General features: G+C 38.9%; 19 protein-coding genes and 1 other annotated feature (1 of these 20 cut by a window edge). All 19 genes read left to right on the forward strand.

Annotation, left to right across the window (positions count from 1 at the left end; all coding sequences use genetic code 11):
- Nucleotides 1-133: a binding site (T-box leader), on the reverse strand; it reaches 102 nt to the left of the window's first position.
- A gap of 138 nt (nucleotides 134-271) precedes the next feature.
- The 19 genes from I585_RS15315 to I585_RS15405 all read left to right on the forward strand — a co-directional run bounded on the left by I585_RS15315 (nucleotide 272) and on the right by I585_RS15405 (nucleotide 21,008).
- Nucleotides 272-1,339: an iron-containing alcohol dehydrogenase family protein gene (locus I585_RS15315; RefSeq protein WP_010741574.1), complete on the forward strand. Its 1,068-nt coding sequence runs from the start codon at nucleotides 272-274 to the stop codon at nucleotides 1,337-1,339.
- A gap of 1,088 nt (nucleotides 1,340-2,427) precedes the next feature.
- Nucleotides 2,428-3,276 carry a ParA family protein gene (locus tag I585_RS15320; RefSeq protein ID WP_010741575.1) on the forward strand — a complete coding sequence of 283 codons (849 nt, stop codon included), beginning with the start codon at nucleotides 2,428-2,430 and terminating at the stop codon, nucleotides 3,274-3,276.
- 12 nt (nucleotides 3,277-3,288) lie between these two features.
- Nucleotides 3,289-3,828 (forward strand): hypothetical protein, encoded by a 540-nt coding sequence (locus I585_RS15325; RefSeq protein WP_010741576.1) that lies wholly within the window; start codon nucleotides 3,289-3,291, stop codon nucleotides 3,826-3,828.
- Nucleotides 3,829-4,481: 653 nt separating this feature from the next.
- Nucleotides 4,482-5,567, forward strand: coding sequence for a replication initiator protein A (locus I585_RS15330; protein ID WP_010741577.1), 1,086 nt, complete (start codon nucleotides 4,482-4,484; stop codon nucleotides 5,565-5,567).
- 54 nt (nucleotides 5,568-5,621) lie between these two features.
- Nucleotides 5,622-7,142, forward strand: coding sequence for a chloride channel protein (locus tag I585_RS15335; protein WP_010741578.1), 1,521 nt, complete (start codon nucleotides 5,622-5,624; stop codon nucleotides 7,140-7,142).
- A 137-nt stretch (nucleotides 7,143-7,279) separates the two neighbouring features.
- Complete coding sequence (locus I585_RS15340; protein ID WP_010741579.1) at nucleotides 7,280-8,350, forward strand: M24 family metallopeptidase; 1,071 nt, start codon at nucleotides 7,280-7,282, stop codon at nucleotides 8,348-8,350.
- 174 nt (nucleotides 8,351-8,524) lie between these two features.
- On the forward strand, nucleotides 8,525-9,283 hold the full coding sequence (locus I585_RS15345; protein WP_010741580.1) for a threonine/serine exporter family protein: 759 nt from the start codon (nucleotides 8,525-8,527) through the stop codon (nucleotides 9,281-9,283).
- A gap of 58 nt (nucleotides 9,284-9,341) precedes the next feature.
- Nucleotides 9,342-9,806 carry a threonine/serine exporter family protein gene (locus I585_RS15350; protein WP_010741581.1) on the forward strand — a complete coding sequence of 155 codons (465 nt, stop codon included), beginning with the start codon at nucleotides 9,342-9,344 and terminating at the stop codon, nucleotides 9,804-9,806.
- Nucleotides 9,807-10,319: 513 nt separating this feature from the next.
- Nucleotides 10,320-11,396, forward strand: a complete 1,077-nt coding sequence (locus I585_RS15355; RefSeq protein ID WP_010741582.1) for a M24 family metallopeptidase — start codon at nucleotides 10,320-10,322, stop codon at nucleotides 11,394-11,396.
- A gap of 15 nt (nucleotides 11,397-11,411) precedes the next feature.
- Nucleotides 11,412-12,293, forward strand: a complete 882-nt coding sequence (gene pepI, locus I585_RS15360; protein WP_010741583.1) for a proline iminopeptidase — start codon at nucleotides 11,412-11,414, stop codon at nucleotides 12,291-12,293.
- Between the two features lie 27 nt (nucleotides 12,294-12,320).
- Nucleotides 12,321-13,682 (forward strand): peptide MFS transporter, encoded by a 1,362-nt coding sequence (locus I585_RS15365; RefSeq protein WP_010741584.1) that lies wholly within the window; start codon nucleotides 12,321-12,323, stop codon nucleotides 13,680-13,682.
- Nucleotides 13,683-14,267: 585 nt separating this feature from the next.
- Nucleotides 14,268-15,557, forward strand: coding sequence for a proline reductase-associated electron transfer protein PrdC (gene prdC, locus I585_RS15370; protein ID WP_172463192.1), 1,290 nt, complete (start codon nucleotides 14,268-14,270; stop codon nucleotides 15,555-15,557).
- Between the two features lie 26 nt (nucleotides 15,558-15,583).
- Nucleotides 15,584-17,485: a D-proline reductase (dithiol) proprotein PrdA gene (prdA, locus tag I585_RS15375; protein WP_010741586.1), complete on the forward strand. Its 1,902-nt coding sequence runs from the start codon at nucleotides 15,584-15,586 to the stop codon at nucleotides 17,483-17,485.
- A 10-nt stretch (nucleotides 17,486-17,495) separates the two neighbouring features.
- The gene (locus I585_RS15380) at nucleotides 17,496-17,801 is read left to right on the forward strand and encodes a CBO2463/CBO2479 domain-containing protein (RefSeq protein WP_010741587.1); all 306 of its coding nucleotides are present in this window, start codon (nucleotides 17,496-17,498) and stop codon (nucleotides 17,799-17,801) included.
- A gap of 3 nt (nucleotides 17,802-17,804) precedes the next feature.
- A complete protein-coding gene (locus tag I585_RS24000) occupies nucleotides 17,805-18,257 on the forward strand; it encodes a glycine/sarcosine/betaine reductase selenoprotein B family protein (protein WP_010741588.1) in 453 nt (150 codons plus the stop codon).
- A gap of 27 nt (nucleotides 18,258-18,284) precedes the next feature.
- Nucleotides 18,285-18,530 carry a hypothetical protein gene (locus tag I585_RS24005; protein WP_208855729.1) on the forward strand — a complete coding sequence of 82 codons (246 nt, stop codon included), beginning with the start codon at nucleotides 18,285-18,287 and terminating at the stop codon, nucleotides 18,528-18,530.
- A 148-nt stretch (nucleotides 18,531-18,678) separates the two neighbouring features.
- Nucleotides 18,679-19,416, forward strand: coding sequence for a proline reductase cluster protein PrdD (prdD, locus tag I585_RS15395; protein ID WP_010741590.1), 738 nt, complete (start codon nucleotides 18,679-18,681; stop codon nucleotides 19,414-19,416).
- Nucleotides 19,417-19,442: 26 nt separating this feature from the next.
- Nucleotides 19,443-19,922, forward strand: a complete 480-nt coding sequence (locus tag I585_RS15400) for a glycine/sarcosine/betaine reductase component B subunit (protein ID WP_010741591.1) — start codon at nucleotides 19,443-19,445, stop codon at nucleotides 19,920-19,922.
- Nucleotides 19,923-19,991: 69 nt separating this feature from the next.
- Nucleotides 19,992-21,008: a proline racemase family protein gene (locus I585_RS15405; protein ID WP_010741592.1), complete on the forward strand. Its 1,017-nt coding sequence runs from the start codon at nucleotides 19,992-19,994 to the stop codon at nucleotides 21,006-21,008.
- Nucleotides 21,009-21,025 lie beyond the last annotated feature (17 nt).

The following is a 21,025-nucleotide window of genomic DNA, read 5'->3' on the forward strand; positions in this document are numbered from 1 at the left end:
TGCCCCGTCACTGCCTACTTATCGGCAATGCCATTCAGAGACCATTTTCTAGATCCATCCACATATCCGCTCTCACCTGCCCGGACTCTCTTTGATGCTTCGCAATCTATACTTTTCTCTTCATCACGTTTCTTCGTTTAGCAAATTGATAAATCGTATCTTACACTTCAAAACAAAAGCTGTCAACATTTTTTTATCACTAAAAACACAGTTGACTTTAATTTTAACTAAGAATAAACTAGTTGAAATCTCACTTAAGGAGCTGAGTTCAATGGACATCACAACAGAAGTACGTCCTGGCGCAAATCGCTACGTCAGCGGAGAAAATATCCTCCAAGATTTACCTAGCTATTTAGTTGGTTTTAAAAAGATCTCTGTTATCACAGGAGAAAAATCATCTGAAGCATTTAAAAAATATTATCGTAAAGAGCTTCACTACCCTACCTATCGATATGATGGCAGCTCTAGTCATGAAAATGCGGTTGAAATAGCTGCTAAAATTGAACAAGCCGAGCTAATTCTTGCTATTGGTGCAGGACGAGTGATCGATACTGCAAAAATGGTTGCAGAAGAATTAAACGCTGAATTAATGGTGATTCCAACTTTGATTTCTAATTGTGCACCATTCACACCAATCGTCGCAGTTTATCATCCTAACCGTACTTTCAAGGAAATGGGTTTTATGAAACGCGCCCCTTTGCTAACCTTAGTCGATTCGAAGTTTTTGTTAGCAACTCCAAAAGATTACTTTGTTGCCGGCATTGGTGATACATTAGCAAAATGGTACGAAATCGAGGGCATCACACGCAACCTCCAAGACGATGAAAAGTCTGCTTATGTTCGTCTCGGAATCGCTAGTGCCAAGGCCATTCAGGAAATCCTGCTAAAAGACGCAATTCCTGCCATCGAAGATCTTAAGAATGATAAAGCGACTCCCGCCTTTAGCAGGGTCACAGACACGATTATTGGTTTGGCTGGCGAAACTGGTGGATTTGCGGCCTCCTTTGGTCGATCAGCTGGTGCTCATGCCGTTCATGATGGACTATCCTATCTGGAATCCACCCACAATCAACTACATGGTAAAAAAGTTGCCTATGGTATCTTGGTTCAATTAGCACATACAAAAGACATACCTGAAATACAAAAGATACGACCTTTTTATCAAGCAACAGGCCTACCGCTGAAGTTAGAAGAGTTGAATGTTTTAGACATTTCTAAAGAAACACTGGCTCCTGTAATCAACCATGCTGCTTCCTCAAATGAAACATTTATTATGGTTGACCCTAAAATAACTCCAGATCAAGTCTATCAAGCAATTCAAAAGGTCGAGTCATTATAAAGTTTACTTTTAACCATTGAGGTATACCTCAATGGTTTTTTTATTTGCTTTAAAGTTTACTTCTTACCAAGCACTAAAGGTTTACCTTTATATGAACGATATTCCGAATAACTATTAACAGTTTACTTCAATTAACCTGTATTTTACAGTATTTATTTAAAGTATACCTTTATACATGAATTCAACTTCTCCAGCAAAAAAGTATACCTTAAATGTGTATTTAAGGTATACTTTTTTGCTGTCAAAACATTCAAATCAAATTTTAAATAGTTTACCTTAATTCTATTTTATCCTAAAGTTTACTTCATTCTACTTTCTACAAAATGCTTATCTAGCAACGTTTTCATTATGGTATACCTCAAAAAGCAAATGCTCGCAAAAAAAGTTTACCTTAATAAATTAAAATGAAGTAGACTTCTATGTAGATCATATTATTCAGATAAATGAAGTTTACCTCAATATGATATGATACGGTATACTTCATTAAAGTATACCGTATTTTTAGAGGTTTACCTCAATAAATGTATATTCAGTTTACTTTTTGTAGGCATAAAAGGTTTACTTATATGATACTAATCAATTTAGTTTACCTTAATTAAACCTTATTAAATGGGTAAACTTTATTAGTATACAGTTTACTTTTTTATTTTTGTATAAAAGTTTACCTCAAATTAAAAGTTTACTTAAAATAGATATTGGAATAATTGAAGTATACTTTTAATAAGTAATAGGTAAACTTATATTTATTTAAAGTATACCTTTATAAGAGTTAATTGCTGATATAAAGCAATTTAAATCTAATTAAAGTAAACCTTTCTTAAATTGAGGTAGACTTTTATAAAAATATCCGTTTACCTCCAAAAGAATAAGAGTTCACCTTTAAGCTTTTAGAGTAAACTTTTTATATCTCATTTAAGTAAACCTTATTGCAATAATTGAAGTAGACTTTATTTTTGTTAATTCAGGTATACTCTAAATTAGTATTTTTTTATAGTTTACCCTATTTTAAATATTTGTAGTAAACCTTATTGATATTTCGAAAGCTTTATAGTAAACTTTAATTGAGAAATTATGATTGGAGAATCTTTATGCCAAAAAAAGCTGAAACCTATGTAGTAGGAAATTTTAAAGGTGGCGTTGGTAAATCGACCACGGTTCAAATGCTTTCATTTGAGAGTGCCTTCCGAAAAAATCGCAAAACCTTAGTGATCGATTTGGACCCCCAAGGGAACACTAGTGATGTCTTGTCACTAACTGCAGAAAATTTTGGAAACGAGAATTTGCCAGAAGAATTTGATTCAACAATTTGGGAAGCTGTTCGATCAGGAAACATTCAATCTTCCATCTATCAGATCATGCCAAACCTTGACTTAATTCCAGCAAATATTTCTTTTTCAGATTTTCCAGATTATATGATTGAAAAATATCCTAGCGATAAACTATCCCAGTTTAAATATATGGAAAAACTTATCGAACCACTAAAGGATATTTATGATGTAATTTACATTGATGTTCCTCCTACAATCAGTACTTATTCAAATGCAGCCATGTATGTAGCAGAATACGTTATTGTCATTTTGCAAACGCAAGTAAAAGCTTTAAAAGGGGCACAAAATTACATTGATTACATGAGTTTCTTCATTGAACAATATGATACTGACTTAGAAGTAGTTGGGATTGTTCCTTTTATGATGCAAAAGCGGGATTCCGTTGACCAAGAGATTTATACTGCTGCGAAAGAGATCTATGGGGCACATCTATTAGATACAGTTGTTTTAAATCAAAGCCGTTTAAAACGTTACGATGGCTCTGGAATTACCTATGATATCAACAAAAACGGCAAAGTTGAGCAATGGGATAAGCGTGCACACGAGGTTTTCGTTAATATTTTGGACGAAATTGATGAACATCGCCTCATATTAAGCGGTGAAGAGTAGGGGAGACGTTAAATGGCGAAAAAAATGAAGCTAGATTCGCTTTTAACGGCGAATAAGAAGAATAAAGGCATTGAAAAAATGTCTGAGTACTCTAATCAAGATAAAGAAGAGAAGAAGCCCAGTTCTCAAGACCTTTTAGCAAACAGAACATTGAGTCCTGAAACAGATTTTCGGCGTTCTTCCATTCATGAAGAACCCAGGCATTTAAATGAACGGACTCCTATCCAAGAAAACACTTTTCAATCGCAAGAGAATGAGGCAGGGAAGAGGGGAAGAAAGCGTCAGTATTATGATCCTCGCTTGAAAGCTCTTGAAATGCAAAAAATCTCGGCACGCACTAAAATTCGGATACAAAATTTAATCAATGCTAAGTTTGATGGCTATACACCGGATAAGATGATTGACTTCTTATACGACTATTATATTGAAAAAGGACTATCTAGAGACGATCGAAACTTCTTAAATCAGTTAGAAGAAGCCTCTATGGAAGAGTACAAAGAGAAGCCAAAGTATCAAAAATTATTCAAAGAATTAGAAAACGATGAGAAATAAAGATAAAAAAAGTAAACCGTAATGGAAGATATACTCGTCATTACGGTTTACTTTTTTTTTGTTTATCCTATAATTCAGTTTACCTTTATTATTGTTAATTATCTTTAAAAGTATACTTTTGAAAAGTTTGATGCGTCCTTTTATAAGCTGTGGATAACTGAAAGACCCCTTATCCACCTTACTTTTTATCCACATCCTTGATTAGAAACAAAAGAGAGATTACTTTAATTAGAGTTTACCAAAAATACTTTTATATCCTTTAATAAAGTATACCCTATTTGATTTTATTTCGTTATTGTGGTAAACCTAAAATCGTTTTATAAACAAATTAAAAGTTTACTCTAAAAAAAGTTGGTCGGAAATCGCTTTACAACAGGCTTTCAATCAATTATTCTATACATGTAGAAAAAAAGCGAAAAAAAGAGTTTAAAGATTTGGCGATCTTTAAACTCAAAGGTTTGAGCTAATTTTGGCGAATTAGCCTGTCACATATAGATAAACTTATTGGGGTTAGAAAAATTGGTGTTTGCCTAACCTTTATTAAGTATACCATATTTTGGTTACTTTCTCAATCAGATATCCTGTGACAGTAAGCATTCCTTTAAAACTTTCGTGAACTATTTTGAAAGTATAAATAAGGAGGTTTTTTTGTTATGTCCACAAACTTAGATAATATTATGACTGCAACTAACTTACCCAACGGAAATTATATTCCGATCGATTTGAATTTAATTAACAATCCACAGTATGAAACTCTTTCTATTGAAGCGATGATGCTTCATGCCTTGTATACCATGCGTATGACTTGTAGTATTTACAATGCTCAAAAAGATGGCAGCTGGCTAGATGAAACTGGCCTTCCATTTATCTATTTTTCTAACGAAGAAGCGGCAGCTTTATTGCGGGTATCTGAACGAAAAGTTACAAATTTGAAAAATAATTTGATTGAAGCTGACTTGATTCAAGTTGCTCGTCATGGATTAAAAAATTATCGTATCTATGTCGCGAATCCCAAAGCTCCAGAAAAAAATAGCGTCGTGCGATTGGCTTTCAAAAATTATACTAGTACTAAATCCCTAAAAACTGTGGAAAAAGAAAGCAAAGAACAATTGCCGGAGTTATCCACTGTGGATAGAGAAGCAGAATCTGCGTCTTCGAACGCGCAAAATTTGCTTACAAGTACACACAAAAATTTAGCTAAACAAAACACAAGAGCAACAAGAGTAACAACAACGCTGCCTGAACCAACCGCATCAACTCAAGATATGAGCCTCATTGATGGCCTAAGTGCTCGTTATGCACATTTATTACCTGAACAAGCCTTTCAGCGTTTTTTACCATTTTGTAACGGAAATTATCAAAAGGCTCGTTGGTTTGTTGATACGATTTTTAAAGCAAAATATGCCAGTACTCAGCAATATATTCAAGCTGGATTACCAGCAGAGGCAGAAGTTTTAACATTTGAGCATAATGAGTATTTCAAAGCAGATATCGGAGATGCGATTGCTAAAGCGATCGAACAAATGTATCGTTTTAAAACAGTAAAAAATCCTGAGGGGTTCTTTTATGCCTTCATGAAGGGCTTCTTTACTGAAAAAACACGTCAATATCTAGTAGATCATTATCAATTGACAGCTGAATTACAACAAACGCTTTCATGTGTTCAATTGATTATTCAACAAAAAAATACGCAATCAAAGTCGCTAAAAACGCAAAAAGTCGCTAAAAAGGTCTCCTAAGAACCCGAACCTTTGTTATAATGTAGCGGAGTCTAACAGAGAAAGGTTAATTTTATGAATAAGTTTAAACTAGCATTTTTTGGCTACAGTGGACTTTTAGGTCTAGGCGTTGGGATCATTGTAGCTTTATTTATGGGACTGGCGGAATTGGGGCATCAGCTTCTATGGCAGGTCTTGCCAAGGGCACTGGGGGATCCTCGTTTTTATCCCTTAATCGTCTGTACAATTGGGGGCGTGGCCATCGGGTTCTTTGTAAAAAACTTTGGGCGTTATCCCCGAACATTGCAAGAATCGTTTACGGAATATCAAGAAACTCAGCGGATTGATTACCATGACGGCAAGCTGATTCGAAATTTATTAGGCTCCTTGATTGTATTGCTTTTTGGTGCAAGTTTGGGACCTGAAGCGGCACTAGTCGCAATTCTTGGCGGTTTGGTGACCTATATTGCGGATCGAAGAAAAATCGCAGATGAGCAGCGCGCCGATTTGATTGAATTTGGAATTGGTACGTCGCTTGGAGTTATTTTTATGACCCCGCTGTTCGGTGTCGGAAGGTCGGTTGAACGAGACGATTGGCAAGTTGTAACGGAAAGCAAACTTAAGAAATATGTTTTGTATATTTTTACTACTTTTACTGGATTTATCGGATATCTTTTAACCTATAGTGTTTTTCCAAATCAAGAGCAAGTCTTCGCAATTCGGAGAATGGAAAGCAGCTTTACATGGCAGGGTCTTCTATTAGTTATTCCTATGATTCTGCTTGGTGCACTTTTTGGGAAGCTTTTCTTAGTGTTGCAAGACAGAGGCGAGAAATTGAACCAACGAATTCGAAATCCTCTGCCATTAGCTATTTTTGCCGGAATCATTTTAGGTGTATTAGGAATTATCTCGCCGTATTTCTTATTCTCTGGTGAACATAACTTACTATCATTTACTAGACAAGCAGAGACAATGAACTTTTTCATCCTACTGTTGATTGGTTTTGGCAAACTTGCGATTACGATGATTTGTTTGGCCTGTAACTGGCGTGGAGGAACAATCTTTCCAATGATTTTCTCCAGTATTGCAGTGGCCTTGGCTTTTGCTAATTTGTTGCCCTATTCGCCAGGACTACTTGTAGCAGTTTTTACGGCTAGTGCTTGTGCAGTAATTTTGAAGCAGCCATTTGCGACAGCCTGTTTGTTCTTATTATTGTTTCCGGTGGAATTATTCCTATGGATCTGGTTAGCCGGATATTTAGGAAATCTATTTTTACAACGAGTTCCTTTTTTCCAGGAAGAGCAAACAATCAAATCATTCAAATTTCCTGAATTACCGAAACGTCCGAAAAAGCCAACAGTTAAAAATGAAGACTTGGCGGCAACTCGAGATGTTTCTGAGTTAAGAAAAGCAGCTGATCGTAAAAAAGCAGCAGAAATGGAATCACAACCACGAGTTGCTGAACCGAAGAGAGAAATATTGGCTCGTAAAGAAGTTAGAAAACAGCGTGATCAAGCTAGTCAAGTTGAAACAAAGACAGATCAAAAAACGTCCGATGCACCAATGACTCGAATGAGTCGGCATCGACGTAAATAAGATTGAGGGGACGAAGTTGAAAAACTTTTTCCCTTCTTTTTTTTTAGATTTTTTTGAAAGCGTTGACCAAAGTTCTGCTGACTGCTACTCTATTGATTAGAAGGCTAGATCTTCAAAACAGAAAGGAACGTGTGACAATGTTAAACGAAGGAAAGATCCGTGCGTATTTGGAAAAAGAAAAACTGGATGCTTTTTTTATTGCCAAAAGAGTGAATGTTCGTTTTACTAGCGGTTGGACAGGAGACGATTCATTCATTTTGCTCACACAAGAGGGACAATACTTTTTGACCGATCCGCGCTATACCGAACAAGCGGATATTGAAGTATCAGATTATGAAATTATCAATTGGCGCTTGCCTGGACGGACTGTTGGAGATACAGTGGCACGCTTAGCTAGTGAAAAGAACATAAAAACAATCGCTTTTGAAGCTGATTATTTAACTTACGATATGTATTCTGATTTTACCTCGAAAACAAACGCGGAATTCGTACAGGCAGGCGGCGTGATTGATCGCATGCGAGCAATTAAATCTCCACAGGAAATTCAATACATGCGCAATGCCTGCGAGATTTCTTGTCGTGCTTTTAACCGAATTTTAGAGGATATCCGTGTTGGAATGACCGAAAAAGATCTGGCTGCCAGACTTTCGATGTACATGGTACAAGAGGGTGCGGATACACAGCCGTATGGAAACATATTGATCTCTGGAGCAAATACTTCTTTGTTGCATGGGATTCCATCGAAAAAATCAATTGAATATGGTGACTTCGTCTTAATGGATTTTGGTTGTCAATATGAAGGCTATATGTCGGATATGACTCGAACAGTCGTTGTCGGCAAGGCATCCGATAAACAGCGGGAAGTCTATGAACTAGAAAAACAAAGTTTAGAAGCGGCTGAAGCTGTAATGAAAAATGGTGCCGCGGTAAAAGATATTTATCAAGCATCATTGAAACCGTTGGAAGGAACAGAATATCCGCAATACACCTACCGTAATATTGGGCATAGTATCGGTTTGTTCGTACATGAATTACCGTACATCGATGAACAATATGACGATGTTTTAGAAACAGGTATGGTAATGACCATCGAACCAGGAATCTACATTCCGGATTGGGGCGGCGTGCGGATTGAAGATCAAGTTTTGATCACAGATGACGGCTATGAAAATATGATCAGTATTTCTCATGATTTGATTGAATTATAAGCGTGAGATAGGCTATACTAAGACGACGACGGCAGAAAGCTGTCGTCGTTTTTTAGCAGTTGAGTAATACCGTTTCAAATAAAAAATTTTGTCCGTATCACGGATATTCAGTTTTATGATCTGGTCATATTTTTACTAAAAAAATTCTAAAGATTTAAAAAGAGGTGGAAACGGATGAATGAACGGGAAGCTTTTGACTTCGTCTATGATATTGGTGAAACATTATTGAAAAATGGTGCAGAAATTAAGCGAATTGAGACGACTATTCGCCACATTGCAGAGGCTTTGGAGTTAAAAGAATTCGATAGCTTTGTATTGATTAATGGCATATTTATGACGGCAAGGCTGAAGGATCAAACCGTTCAGGCTCGAGTAAGAGACATTCCAATCTCCCCAATCAATCTAGGACGGATTGAACAGATTAATACTTTATCACGCAGGTTAACGGAAAAACGATTGAGTCCAGAAGATGCTAACGAGTGGCTGCAAGAAATAAAACACGAAACTTTTGCATCGAACCCGTTAAAGATTTTTGCCTATGCTTTTGGGAGCGCCAGCTTTTGTTTCATTTTTGGCGGAAGTCTGTGGGACACAATAGGGGCCCTCGTTTTAGGCGTTTTATTGGCTTGTTTCTCAATATACTTATTACCGAAATTTAACATGTCGGACATTATTTCTACGATTACTAGTAGTGGTTTTGTCAGTATTTTGGCTTGCATATTTGTTCATTTTGTTCCAGTCTTGCAGTTGACTAGTTTGATTACCGGAGGGATCATCTCGCTTTTACCGGGGGTGGCTATTGTCAATGGGATTCGCTACTTGTTTGATGGTGACTACAGTTCTGGCTGGGGACAGATGATCAACGCTCTGATAACGGCACTTTGTGTGTCGGTTGGAGTAGGTTTAGTTTTACGAGTGTTTAGCATGTTGTAAATTACTAGGTGTATGAAAAGTATATAAATTCTATCAAGTTGTGAAAGGTGTGAAGTCAATGATCAATATTTTGTTTCAGATTTTGGCCGGTTTTTTAGGAACGATCTCTTTTGCAGTGCTGTTTGAAGTTCCGCGTCGATATTATGTCCATTGCGGAATGATCGGTGCCTGCGGCTGGTTCATCTATTTATTAATCATGCAATTTTGGGTAGCACCGGTAGCGGCAACTTTTATTGCTTCGTTGGTCCTGATTTATCTTTCACGAGAAGCATCGTTTGCTTTGAAGGCGCCGGTGACGATTTTCTTAATTTGCGGTATTTTCTGTTTGGTTCCGGGAATGGGAATTTACAACTTTACCTATAATTTTTTTATTGGTGACTCTTTGAAAGCAGCTCACCTTGGTGTTCAAGTTTTGAAAATTGCGATTGCGATTGCAGTTGGGATTACGGTAGGGTACGAGCTATCACCCAAATTTTTCTATTCCTACCATAAAATGAAAAAGAATAAAAATTCACTCTCATGAATAAAACGATAAACAGCCTTGTTGTATAACAGAGCTGTTTTTTATTTTTATGGAAGCAATTAAAAAATCAATGGTCGCTTTCAAAGGTGTTATTGAAAATCTCATTATTTTAATAGAAAAATAAATTCATGAGAAAAAAATAAGGAAGCTAAATTACGCGAGATATAATAGAATAAGCGCCGTTTTTTTTGAGAATTATTCCAAATAAGCGCCGATTTGGAAAAAAAAATTAAAGAATTATTTAAATAAGCCGAAAGATATAGTAAACTAGTGGAAGCGGATACGAATAATTAAATTTGATTTTTTTCTGTGAAAGGCTTGAAATTCAAATGGTTTTATGGTTATTTTAAAACTAGTGATAGGTGAATAGTTGCACAATTTTTATTGCTAATTTCAAACTGTTGCATAGCAGTTTGTCTCCGCGGAAAAAGATTACTAACAGCTACGTGAAAGCAGAGCTGTTTTTAATAATGCCAACAGGCAAATAATATCAATCAAAAGGAGTGAAACATTTTGAAAGAACGTCGCGTTGAAAGAGTAATTGAAAAAATGAAGGAACAAGGTTATGGCCAACTGTTAGTTTCAGATCCAACAACTATTTTCTATCTAACTGGTCGCTGGATTCATCCTGGTGAACGGTTGTTAGTATTAGTGATTACTCCGGATAACAAAAACACATTGATCGTTAACAAATTATTCCCAATAGAAGAAGATTTGGGCGTGGAAAAAGTATTTATTGATGATACCGACGACGCTGTGAAGAAGGTACTTGAGTATGTTGATACTGACCAAAAAATTGGTATTGATAAGAATTGGCCAGCTCATTTCTTATTGCACCTGCTGGAACTTGCTCCAAATGCAAAACTAGGTAACGGTTCAGAAGTTACCGATGCTGTACGTGCTATTAAAGACGAAGAAGAAAAGCAATTGATGCGTGATGCACAAGCGGATAATGAGATTGCTATCGATCGTTTGAAGAAATTATTACCGCAAGAATTAACTGAAGCTGAAATGGCAGACAAATTAGGTGAGATCTATAAAGACCTAGGCAACACGGGGTTCTCATTTGATCCAATCGTAGGTTATGGAGCAAATGCGGCAGATCCTCATCACGAAACAGATGATTCAAAAGTAAAACCGGGCGATTCTGTCATCTTGGATATCGGCGGGATTAAGAACTCATATGCATCAGACATGACTCGGACGTTCTTCTATAAAGAAGTGTCTGACAAGGGCCGTGAAGTTTATGAAATCGTAAAGGAAGCCAACCAACGCGCGATTGATACTGTGAAACCGGGCGTGAAATTGTCTGATATCGATGCAGCAGCTCGTGATTATATCACTGAGAAGGGCTATGGCGAATATTTCACTCATCGTCTTGGACACTTCATCGGAATTGATTGTCATGAAACCGGAGATGTTTCCGGCGCAAACGACAATGTTGCAGAAGTTGACAACGTATTTTCAATCGAACCAGGAATTTATATTCCAGGAGAAGTTGGTGTACGGATTGAAGACTTGGTGATCGTAACAGAAGACGGTTGCGAAAACTTGAATCATTACCCTAAAGACTTAGAAGTAATCGGTTAGGAGGCCGCGCAACGTATGAAAATCGAAGAAGGATATATGCCTTATCTAGGGCATCAAACTTATTATCGGATTGTTGGTGAACAAGCAGGTAATAAAAAGCCATTGATTGTCATGCACGGCGGACCTGGATCAACTCATAACTATTTTGAGGTACTAGATGAAATGGCGGTCGATGGCCGCCAGATCATCATGTATGATCAACTGGGTTGTGGAAAATCCGCGGTACCTTCACAGCCGGATCTTTGGACGGCTGAAACATGGGTCAATGAACTGATTGCTTTAAGAGAGCATCTAGGTTTGGACGAAGTTCATCTATTAGGACAATCTTGGGGCGGCATGCTAGAGATTATTTATGTTTGTGACTATGCACCGAAAGGCGTTAAGAGTATGGTACTTTCAAGTACGTTACCTTCTGCAAAATTGTGGGCACAGGAGCAACACCGTATGATCAAATTCATGTCGGAAGAAGATCAAGCAGCCATCGCAAAAGCCGAAAAAACCGGCATTTATGATGATCCCGCTTATCTTGCAGCAAATGATCGCTTTATGGTACGCCATGCAGCACCTGTATTTACCGAAGATGATCCTGAACCTTTGCGCCGTAAAAAAGTTGCAGGAACAGAAAGCTACGTAACGGCTTGGGGACCAAATGAGTATTCACCTGAAGGTACTTTACACGGGTATGACTACACAGATAAATTGGCTGATGTCACTATCCCAACACTTGTTACAAGCGGCACAAATGATTTGTGTACGCCTTTAGTAGCGAAAACCATGTATGACGCGATTCCGGGAGCGAAATGGGAATTGTTTGCCTACAGCAGACATATGCCATTTGTTGAAGAACGTGAAAAATACATGAAACTATTGGAAGAATGGTTAGCAGCAAACGATTAATATTTTTTAAAGAGAGAAGGAATGATAGTGGAAACAACTCCAGTAAAAACTAAAAAACCTTTTGGGTTTTATGTCTGCGCAATGGGCTTCACCTTCGAACGTATGGCCTTTTACACAGCGAAATACATGTTGGCGATCTGGATCGCTACACGGACAACGGCTTCAACTGGCGGACTGGGAATGACAACAGCACAAGGGGCAATGATTTCTGCCTATTTCGTAGCAGCAACATACATCACGCCGACAATCGGTGGAATTATCGCCGATTATTGGATAAGTCCTCGGATTTGTGTACCGGTGGGAATGTTAATGATGGGTGCCGGCTATTCCTTAGCCTTTTGGGCAAATTCCATGAGCATGGTAATTTTGATGACTGTTTTAGTGGCTCTTGGAACAGGATTATTTAAAGGAAATCTATCAGGGGTCAATGGGCTACTTTTTGATGATGAGAAAGCTTTAAACGAAGCCTTTTCCATTCAGTATTCATTCGTAAATATCGGATCATTCATCGGAACAACGTTCTTGGTATTGTTAATTCCTAAATTTGGCTTTAACTTTGTATTTTTGATTTGTGGTCTATTATTAATTTTCGATGCTATTTGGTTTGTTGCGAATGGACGCTCTTTAGGAGATGCAGGGAAGAAACCATTTAAAGTTGACCAACGTAAATTCGAATCTGCTGGTAAAAAAGCAGAAGGCGCGGATACGAAATTAACTTCGGGCGATAAAAAACGGATGATTGCAATTTTCTTAGTAACGATGTTCTCTGTAATCTTCTGGATGGTGTGGTATATGGCATATATGCCAGCGTACTACTATTTTGGTTATGGCGATGGTGCTGGATTCTTAGAGCGCGCGAACTGGGTAGTGGGCAGTTTCAAAGTGCCAACTTCTTATTTTGACTCAATGAATGCCTTAACTTGTATCATCTTAGGTCCAATTTTAGGACGCTTATGGACAAAATTAGCTGCTCGTCCTAAGGGTGACATGAGTATGTTCAAGAAAACAGCATTAGGTATGATGTTAGTAGGTGTTTCTTACCTTGCAATGGTATTAGGTGATGTGGTTGGTAAAGGGCATGCAAGTATCTTGTGGTTAGTCCTTGTCAGCTTATTGATGTCAGTCGGCGAAATGGTCTTTTCTCCATTAGGGAACTCCTTCATTTCAAAATTGGCACCAGCCAAATTCATGGGAATGCTGTTAGGTTTCTGGACGATTGCAGTATTTTTCTCACAATTGCTCTATCCGATCATTTATGCGAGATTAGAAACAGATGTACCGGGCGACTTCCAAATGGGCTACGGTGTTCTTGGGGCAATCGTTATTGTCCTAGGATTAGTGTTATGGATTGGTAGTAAAACTTTGGACAAATTGGAAACAGCTGAGTAACTTGTTTATCAAAGCTCTCACCTCAATGAGGTGAGAGCTTTTTTTGTAGAAATAATTATAAGCCTGTTTGTGTATGAACGAATAGTTTAAATCAGAAAATAGAGACAACGTTATCACTATCTGATTTCTATCTGCTCGTTTAACTATTTAATGTGAACTGGTATACATATAAATCTAAATTAATAGTGAGCTGCAAATTGATAAAATGCATTTATAGTCGTGGGGTTTAATTGATAACGCCTATCAATTAAATAACGGAAATTATCTCTAAGATAATTTGTGAAATAACGCAGTATGTTCTCAGTGATTTGTAGAAAAAGATCGCATTGTCGATTGTATACAAAGGGTATAAATATTGTAAAAAAGGCATTTGCAAACGTTTTTTGGATAATTGTAGCTTTTGATGAAAATTTAATTAGAGAATTCAAAAAAATATGGTTATTCTATATTTTTTTGTCAGAAAATATCAAAATTATCGAGAAACGACCTTTTACATGAGGTGTGATTATGCTATTATTTACTTGAACTACGGGTGGCTGATTTGCTCAAGTTCGAACAAACGAAGAAGCGAGGAGGTGAAATAATTTGACACAAATTCTTATACCATTAAAACAACATGTCGGCGCTCCTTGTAAAGGAATCGTGAAGGCAGGTGATCAAGTCCAACGAGGACAACTGATTGCTGAACCAAATGGCTTAGGTGCAAATATCCATGCAAGTTTTTCTGGAAAAGTAGTAGATGTGGATGGTGACAATATTGTTCTGACGATTGATGATGAACAAGATTTCTCTAAGTATCTGCCTATCCCTGAGACAGAATCGAATGCAAAAGCTGTCGAAGCTGCCGGGATTGTCGGTGCTGGGGGAGCAGGTTTCCCAACATTCTTGAAACTTGCTTGTGATATTCCAGAAGGAACATTTATCGCAAACGGTGCAGAGTGTGAAGCGTTGCTAGCTCATAACGTGAAACAAATGAGTGAGCACATCGATCAATTGATCCGCGGGATGAAATATTGTATGGAGATGACTAATGCTCCAAAAGGTGTGATCGCTGTAAAAGGCAAACACCGTATGTTAGTTACACGTTTATTAAAAGCAGTGGACAACGAACCAACACTCGATGTTTATCAACTGCCGGATATCTATCCAGCTGGGGATGAGCGAATGATCGTTCGTGAAGTAATGGACATTGTTTTAGAACCGGGTCAATTACCAACAGAGGTTGGTGCAGTGATTGATAATGTGGAAACGATCAAACGTATCGCGGAAGCAATTGAAGATCGCAAACCGTTCATTGACAAAGATGTGACCGTATCGGGTCGCGTAAAACAAAAAGAAACTGTATTTGTTGATGTGCCAATCGGTACACCAGTTAAAACATTGATTAACAATGTTGGCGGATACGTTGAACCTCATGGTGAAATCGTAGTTGGTGGGCCAATGACAGGAAGAAGCGGCGATGAAATGACACCAATCACTAAAACTAGTGGCGGTGTGTTAGTCGCAATGCCATTCCCGCAAGAAAGTCGGAAAGTCGGTCTTTTAATTTGCGAATGTGGTGGTTCTGCTGAACGTATGACCGAGATTGCCAACAACATGGGCGCAGAAGTTGTCGCTGCTGAAAGATGCAAGCGAATGGTAGAAGTAAATGGAAGATATAGATGTGCCCTGCCAGGTATTTGTCCAGGTCAAGCTGCAACTGTTATGTCCTTGAAGAAACAAGGAGCAGAAGTAGTGATGACTGGATCTTGTTCCGATTGAACGAACACCGTAATGGGTGTAGCTCCTAGGTTAGGAGTTCCGGTTTATCATCATACAGATCATGTACTGCGGGCAGATGGTCACAGACTATATCGTAAATTACCTACAAACTAATTTAAAATTTTAGGAGGATTTAACGAATGTCTATTACAGCAGAAACTGCTAAAGAACATGCCAAAGACCCTGCAGTACTATGTTGCCGTGCAGAAGCAGGCAAAGTAATTGCACCAGATGATTTAGAAGATCCAGCGATCTTCCCCGATTTAGAGGATTCAGGCCTATTAGAATTGCCTGAAAACACTCTAACAATCGAACAAGTACTTGGTACGACATTGAAAGAAACAACGGATGCGTTGGTTCCATTAACAAGAGTATTATTAGATGGTGTTTCTGAAGACACTGAAGAAGTAGCGGAAGAGGAAGCTCCTGTTGAAGAAGCAGCTCCGACTCCAGTTGCTCCTATTGCTCCGGTAGCACCAGTTGCGCCAGTCGGCGGACAAACAATTAAAATCCATATTGCTGAAGGACGCGGCATTGATTTAGAAGTACCAATGTCTATCGCAGGCCAAATGGGCGTAGCTCCAGCAGCACCAATGGCTCCAGTTGAAGCGGCACAAGCCCCAGCAGCACCAGCGGGTGAAGTTGCGGCTCCAGAAGCTAAAGTCGAAGAAAAAGTAGTTCGTTCGGTTCGTCGTGACCACATGAAGATCGAAAAAGTCATCTTTGGTGATGAAACGAAAATCGATGGAACAACTTTAGTTCTACGCAAAATGGAAGATATGTGTGCAGAAGCAGCGGAACTAGAAGAACTAGTTGAAAGTGTTACTTTTGAAATCATTACACCAGATAAATACAACGAATATAGTGAAACGATCATGGACGTACAACCAATCGCTGCTAAAGTTGATGGCGCGGATATCGGCCATGGTGTTACTCGTGTGCTAGATGGCGTTGTAATGGTTCTTACAGGTACAGACGCAAATGGTGTTCAAATCGGTGAATTCGGTTCGTCTGAAGGCGAATTAGACCGCAACATCATGTGGGGACGTCCTGGTGCACCAGATAAAGGCGAAATCTTCATCAAAACACAAGTAACGATCAAAGAAGGCGCGAATATGGAACGTCCTGGACCATTAGCCGCTCATAAAGCATCTGACTACATTACTCAAGAAATTCGCGAAGCAGTGAAAAAAGCGGATGAATCTTTAGTTGTAGAACAAGATGAAATCGTACAAAAACGTCGTATTGGTAACAAACGTGTGATCGTCGTTAAAGAGATCATGGGTCAAGGTGCAATGCACGATAACTTGATTATGCCAATCGAACCAGTTGGAACATTGGGAGCAAAACCTAACGTTGACTTAGGAAACTTACCAATTATTTTAGCTCCGACTGAAGTATTAGATGGTGGGATTCATGCATTGACATGTATTGGACCAGCATCAAAAGAAACTTCTCGTCACTACTGGAGAGAACCATTAGTGCGCGAAGCAATGGAAGACGAAGAAATCGATTTAGTCGGTGTTATGTTTGTTGGTTCTCCACAAGCGAATACTGAAAAATACTATGTTTCTAAACGTTTAGGTATGACAATCGAAGCGATGGATGTTGATGGCGCGATTGTTACGACTGAAGGATTTGGTAACAACCATATCGACTTTGCTTCACATATTGAAGAAATCGGCAAACGCGGCATTAAAGTTGTCGGGGATTCTTACTCAGCAGTACAAGGTGCGTTAGTTGTCGGTAACACAGAAATGGTTGCAATGGTAGACAACAACAAATCAATGCAAGGGATCGAAAACGAGATCTTGTCTAATAACACACTATGTAAAGAAGACGCAATTCGTGATTTAGCAATGCTGAAGACATTGATGGGCGGCGGTACAATCAAAGCGGCCGAACGTAAATGGAATCCAAATGTTAAAGCAAACAACATTGAAATCATTGAAAAAACTACAGGCAAGAAGATTGACCTAGTAGATAACGAACAAGTCTTACCTAAGAGTAAAAAACGCCAAGAAATTTACGAAGTAGAATAAAGGTGAAGTAATGGATGGAATGAACAAACTCAAATATATTTCGACGGAACAGATGTTTGAAGGGATCATCGTTGAACTTCATGATGCCAGCGTGACGATTGACTTAAAAGGTCGATTGGGTCAGCTTAAAATACCTCGTCGAATGATCATTTCTGAGTACAATCTAGAAATCGGTCAAGAAGTTGGGTTTTTAATGACTTATCCAGAAGTTTTGGCAGAAGAGCCGGATGAACATTATAAAACTGCTATTTATGAGCATGAACGTCGTCGGGCCGAGGCCAGAAAAAAACGTGAAGAAGCAAGAGAGGAGAATTAACACATGGGCTTAACAGTCTTTGAAGGGTTACAGTCAGAAATTTTTGTGCCGATTACGCCAAAATCTGTCTTTACCCCTGTTAAAAAAGAGCTTAAAGAAATGCGCGTGGCATTAGCAACTGCAGCCGGCGTACATTTGAAAACAGATAAACGGTTTAACCTAGCGGGTGATACTACTTACCGTGAAGTACCAGATACTGCATCAGTAGATGAATTGATGGTTTCTCATGGAGGATACGATAATGCCGATGCGAACCGCGACATTAACGCGATGTTCCCATTAGATCGCCTACACGAATTAGCAGCGGAAGGATTCATCAAAGAATCTGCCCCTGTACACTACGCATTTATGGGTGGTGGTGGAGACCAAGATGCATTCCACGATGTGACTGGTCCTGAAATCGCACAAAAATTAGTAGAAGAAGAAGTCGACGCAGTTATCTTAACCGCTGGCTGAGGAACCTGTCATAGAACTGCCGTGATCGTGCAGAGAGCTATTGAGGAAGCAGGGATTCCTACTATTTTAATCGCAGCATTACCACCAGTTGTACGCCAAAACGGTACTCCACGTGCTGTTGCACCGCGCGTACCAATGGGTGCCAATGCTGGTGAACCAAACAACATTGAAATGCAGACAGGTATCATGAAAGATACTTTGGAAGCACTAGTATCAATCGAAACGCCAGGGAAAATTGTTCCTTTACCTTATGAATACATTGCCCACGTCTAGATCAAGAGGCTGATTTAATAAGTGCTTAGCGTCGAGAAATAAGACGGAGATTCCTAAAATTATTTTCAAATTTTTTATGAATTTTCGGCTTATTTCTGAAGACGCTACTTATCTTAATCACCGTTTACATTGAAAGTAGGTGTGAATAATGCGAGGCGAAACTTTAAAGATCAAAGTTTTTCATATGGAAGAAGTCACCATAGGTAGCGACTTCCATGTCGAACCAACTCGTTTAAAAATCAAGCAAGACTTTGATTGCAAGGACGCCGTTATTCAGAAGCTGACGATTCGATTACTCCCACCACAGCAACATAATGTTGAAACCAACACCATCATGGATATCATTCCGATCTCTACGAAGGTGTTGGGTGTGTTGGGTACAGGGATCACGCATACACTTACAGGGGTTTCGATCGTTATGACCGGAGCCATCGAAGAAGGAGAACAAATGCATGAATTTGGTTCTTCTGAGGGTGTTTTGCGTGATCATTTAGTATTGAATCAAGCAGGGACGCCTAAAGCCGAGGATTACATTATTTTAGTGGATCTTTTAGCGAAAAAGGGGACCCCTTTTAATCGTGAGCTTTGTCTCAAAATGTTTGCAATCGTGGATGATTTTGTTCAAGAAATTCGCGAAAGAATGAAGATGCTGGAAGGAAAAGATGCTTGCGAGTCTCATGTCTATGAAGAGAGTAGCAATCCAGGAAAACCCAAAGTTGCTTTGGTTAAGCAAGTGGCTGGTCAGGGAGCAATGTATGATATGCTGCTTTATCCAAATGAACCGAGTGGTTTTAAGGGCGGCTGTTCCATTATCGACATGAACAATATGCCTGTCTTTTTATCAGCAAATGAGTATCGCGATGGAGCGATTCGTTCCATGGTTTAACTGAATAACGGATAGGTGGTGGCGTTATGGGAATTGGCCCATCAACAAAAGAAACATCACTGCATCATTTTCAAGATCCGCTCGTTGACCTTTTAGGCAAGGACCCTGATATCGACTTTCAAGGAGTCGTAGTAGTTGGGACCCCGCAGAGCAACGCAATGAAATATCTAGTCGGACAGCGTACTGCTGCATGGTTGGAAGGAATGCGCACGAACGGTGTGATTGCTGCAACCGATGGCTGGGGAAATTCAGATGTAGACTTTGCGAACACCTTAGAGGAAATAGGCCGTCGAAATATTAGCGTGATCGGTCTCAAGTTCATTGGTACACAAGCTAAATTTGTCGTGGAAAATGACTTTACGAAGCACGTTTTAGACTTTAATAAATCGGCCGCCGGTATCGAGACGGAAGTGGTTGGTGAAAATACGATCAATCAACGGGATGCAGTAAAAGCGCTTGCGTCAATCAAATTAAAAATGCGAAAAGATAATCAACAACTACGTTAAAGTAATTTTTTATGAATATGAATCACCAAAGTACTATTTTTAATTAAGTAGGAAACAAGGAGGATAATCATGAAAGTATCAAAAATGATCTCAGCAATCGACACTCACACAGCAGGTGAAGCTGCTCGTTTAATTATTGGTGGAATTCCTAAATTCCCTGGCGAAACAATGGCAGATAAAAGAGCTTATTTGGAAACAGAAGCAGACGACCTGCGGAGAATGTTGATGCTGGAACCACGTGGGCATCGTGATATGTTTGGTGCCTTTATTACTGAACCTGTCCATAAAGAAGCGGATTACGGAATTATCTTTATGGATTCAGGCGGCTACTTGAATATGTGTGGTCACAACACGATTGCAGCAATGACTTCAGCAGTGGAACAAGGCTGGGTTGATGTTAAAGAAGGCGGCCGTGAAGTAAAAGTTGTTCAGGATACACCAGCGGGAATCGTACACGGTACAGTACATTTAGATGAAGACTACTCAGCAGAGTCAGTGTCATTTGAGAATGTGGAATCATTCCTTTATAAAGAGAACGTGAAAGTAAACGTTCCTGAACTTGGTGAGATCGCAATGGACATCTCTTTTGGCGGCAGTTTCTTTGCTATCTTGCCGGCAAAATCAGTTGGTTTAGAAATTAAACCAGAAAATGCGTCAAAATTTAACGACTTAGGTATGATTATTCGCGATGCAGTGAATGAACAAATCGAAATTCAACATCCGACATTGGATCACATCAAAACTGTCGATTTGGTCGAATTTTATGGTCCAGCAACAAGTCCAGATGCGACATATCAAAATGTTGTGGTCTTTGGTGATGGACAAGTTGACCGTTCTCCTTGCGGCACAGGTACAAGTGCAAAACTTGCGACATTATACGGCAAAGGCGAAATGAAAGTTGGCGACACGTTCGTGTATGAAAGTATCTTATGCACGAAGTTTAAAGGTGAAATTGTTGAAGAAGCGGAAGTTGGGGGATATAAAGCAATTATTCCTCGCGTAACAGGTTCGGCGTATGTCACTGGATACAACTCATTCTTGGTTGATCCGAAAGACTCCTTGAAGGATGGTTTCCTTCTGGGATAAAGATGAAGGAGGGGTAA

The sequence above is a fragment of the Enterococcus malodoratus ATCC 43197 genome (genome assembly GCF_000407185.1).
Classification (GTDB): Bacteria; Bacillota; Bacilli; order Lactobacillales; family Enterococcaceae; genus Enterococcus_A; species Enterococcus_A malodoratus.

What these genes read in the sequence shown, in the direction of transcription:
- I585_RS15400 (WP_010741591.1), top strand. Translation starts at nt 19,443, where the DNA reads ATGGGAATTGGCCCATCAACAAAAGAAACATCACTGCATCATTTTCAA.
- I585_RS15335 (WP_010741578.1), top strand. Translation starts at nt 5,622, where the DNA reads ATGAATAAGTTTAAACTAGCATTTTTTGGCTACAGTGGACTTTTAGGT.
- I585_RS15350 (WP_010741581.1), top strand. Translation starts at nt 9,342, where the DNA reads ATGATCAATATTTTGTTTCAGATTTTGGCCGGTTTTTTAGGAACGATC.
- pepI (WP_010741583.1), top strand. Translation starts at nt 11,412, where the DNA reads ATGAAAATCGAAGAAGGATATATGCCTTATCTAGGGCATCAAACTTAT.
- I585_RS15315 (WP_010741574.1), top strand. Translation starts at nt 272, where the DNA reads ATGGACATCACAACAGAAGTACGTCCTGGCGCAAATCGCTACGTCAGC.
- I585_RS15340 (WP_010741579.1), top strand. Translation starts at nt 7,280, where the DNA reads ATGTTAAACGAAGGAAAGATCCGTGCGTATTTGGAAAAAGAAAAACTG.
- I585_RS15325 (WP_010741576.1), top strand. Translation starts at nt 3,289, where the DNA reads ATGGCGAAAAAAATGAAGCTAGATTCGCTTTTAACGGCGAATAAGAAG.
- prdD (WP_010741590.1), top strand. Translation starts at nt 18,679, where the DNA reads ATGCGAGGCGAAACTTTAAAGATCAAAGTTTTTCATATGGAAGAAGTC.
- I585_RS15330 (WP_010741577.1), top strand. Translation starts at nt 4,482, where the DNA reads ATGTCCACAAACTTAGATAATATTATGACTGCAACTAACTTACCCAAC.
- I585_RS15380 (WP_010741587.1), top strand. Translation starts at nt 17,496, where the DNA reads ATGGATGGAATGAACAAACTCAAATATATTTCGACGGAACAGATGTTT.
- I585_RS15345 (WP_010741580.1), top strand. Translation starts at nt 8,525, where the DNA reads ATGAATGAACGGGAAGCTTTTGACTTCGTCTATGATATTGGTGAAACA.
- prdA (WP_010741586.1), top strand. Translation starts at nt 15,584, where the DNA reads ATGTCTATTACAGCAGAAACTGCTAAAGAACATGCCAAAGACCCTGCA.
- I585_RS15320 (WP_010741575.1), top strand. Translation starts at nt 2,428, where the DNA reads ATGCCAAAAAAAGCTGAAACCTATGTAGTAGGAAATTTTAAAGGTGGC.
- I585_RS15405 (WP_010741592.1), top strand. Translation starts at nt 19,992, where the DNA reads ATGAAAGTATCAAAAATGATCTCAGCAATCGACACTCACACAGCAGGT.
- I585_RS24000 (WP_010741588.1), top strand. Translation starts at nt 17,805, where the DNA reads ATGGGCTTAACAGTCTTTGAAGGGTTACAGTCAGAAATTTTTGTGCCG.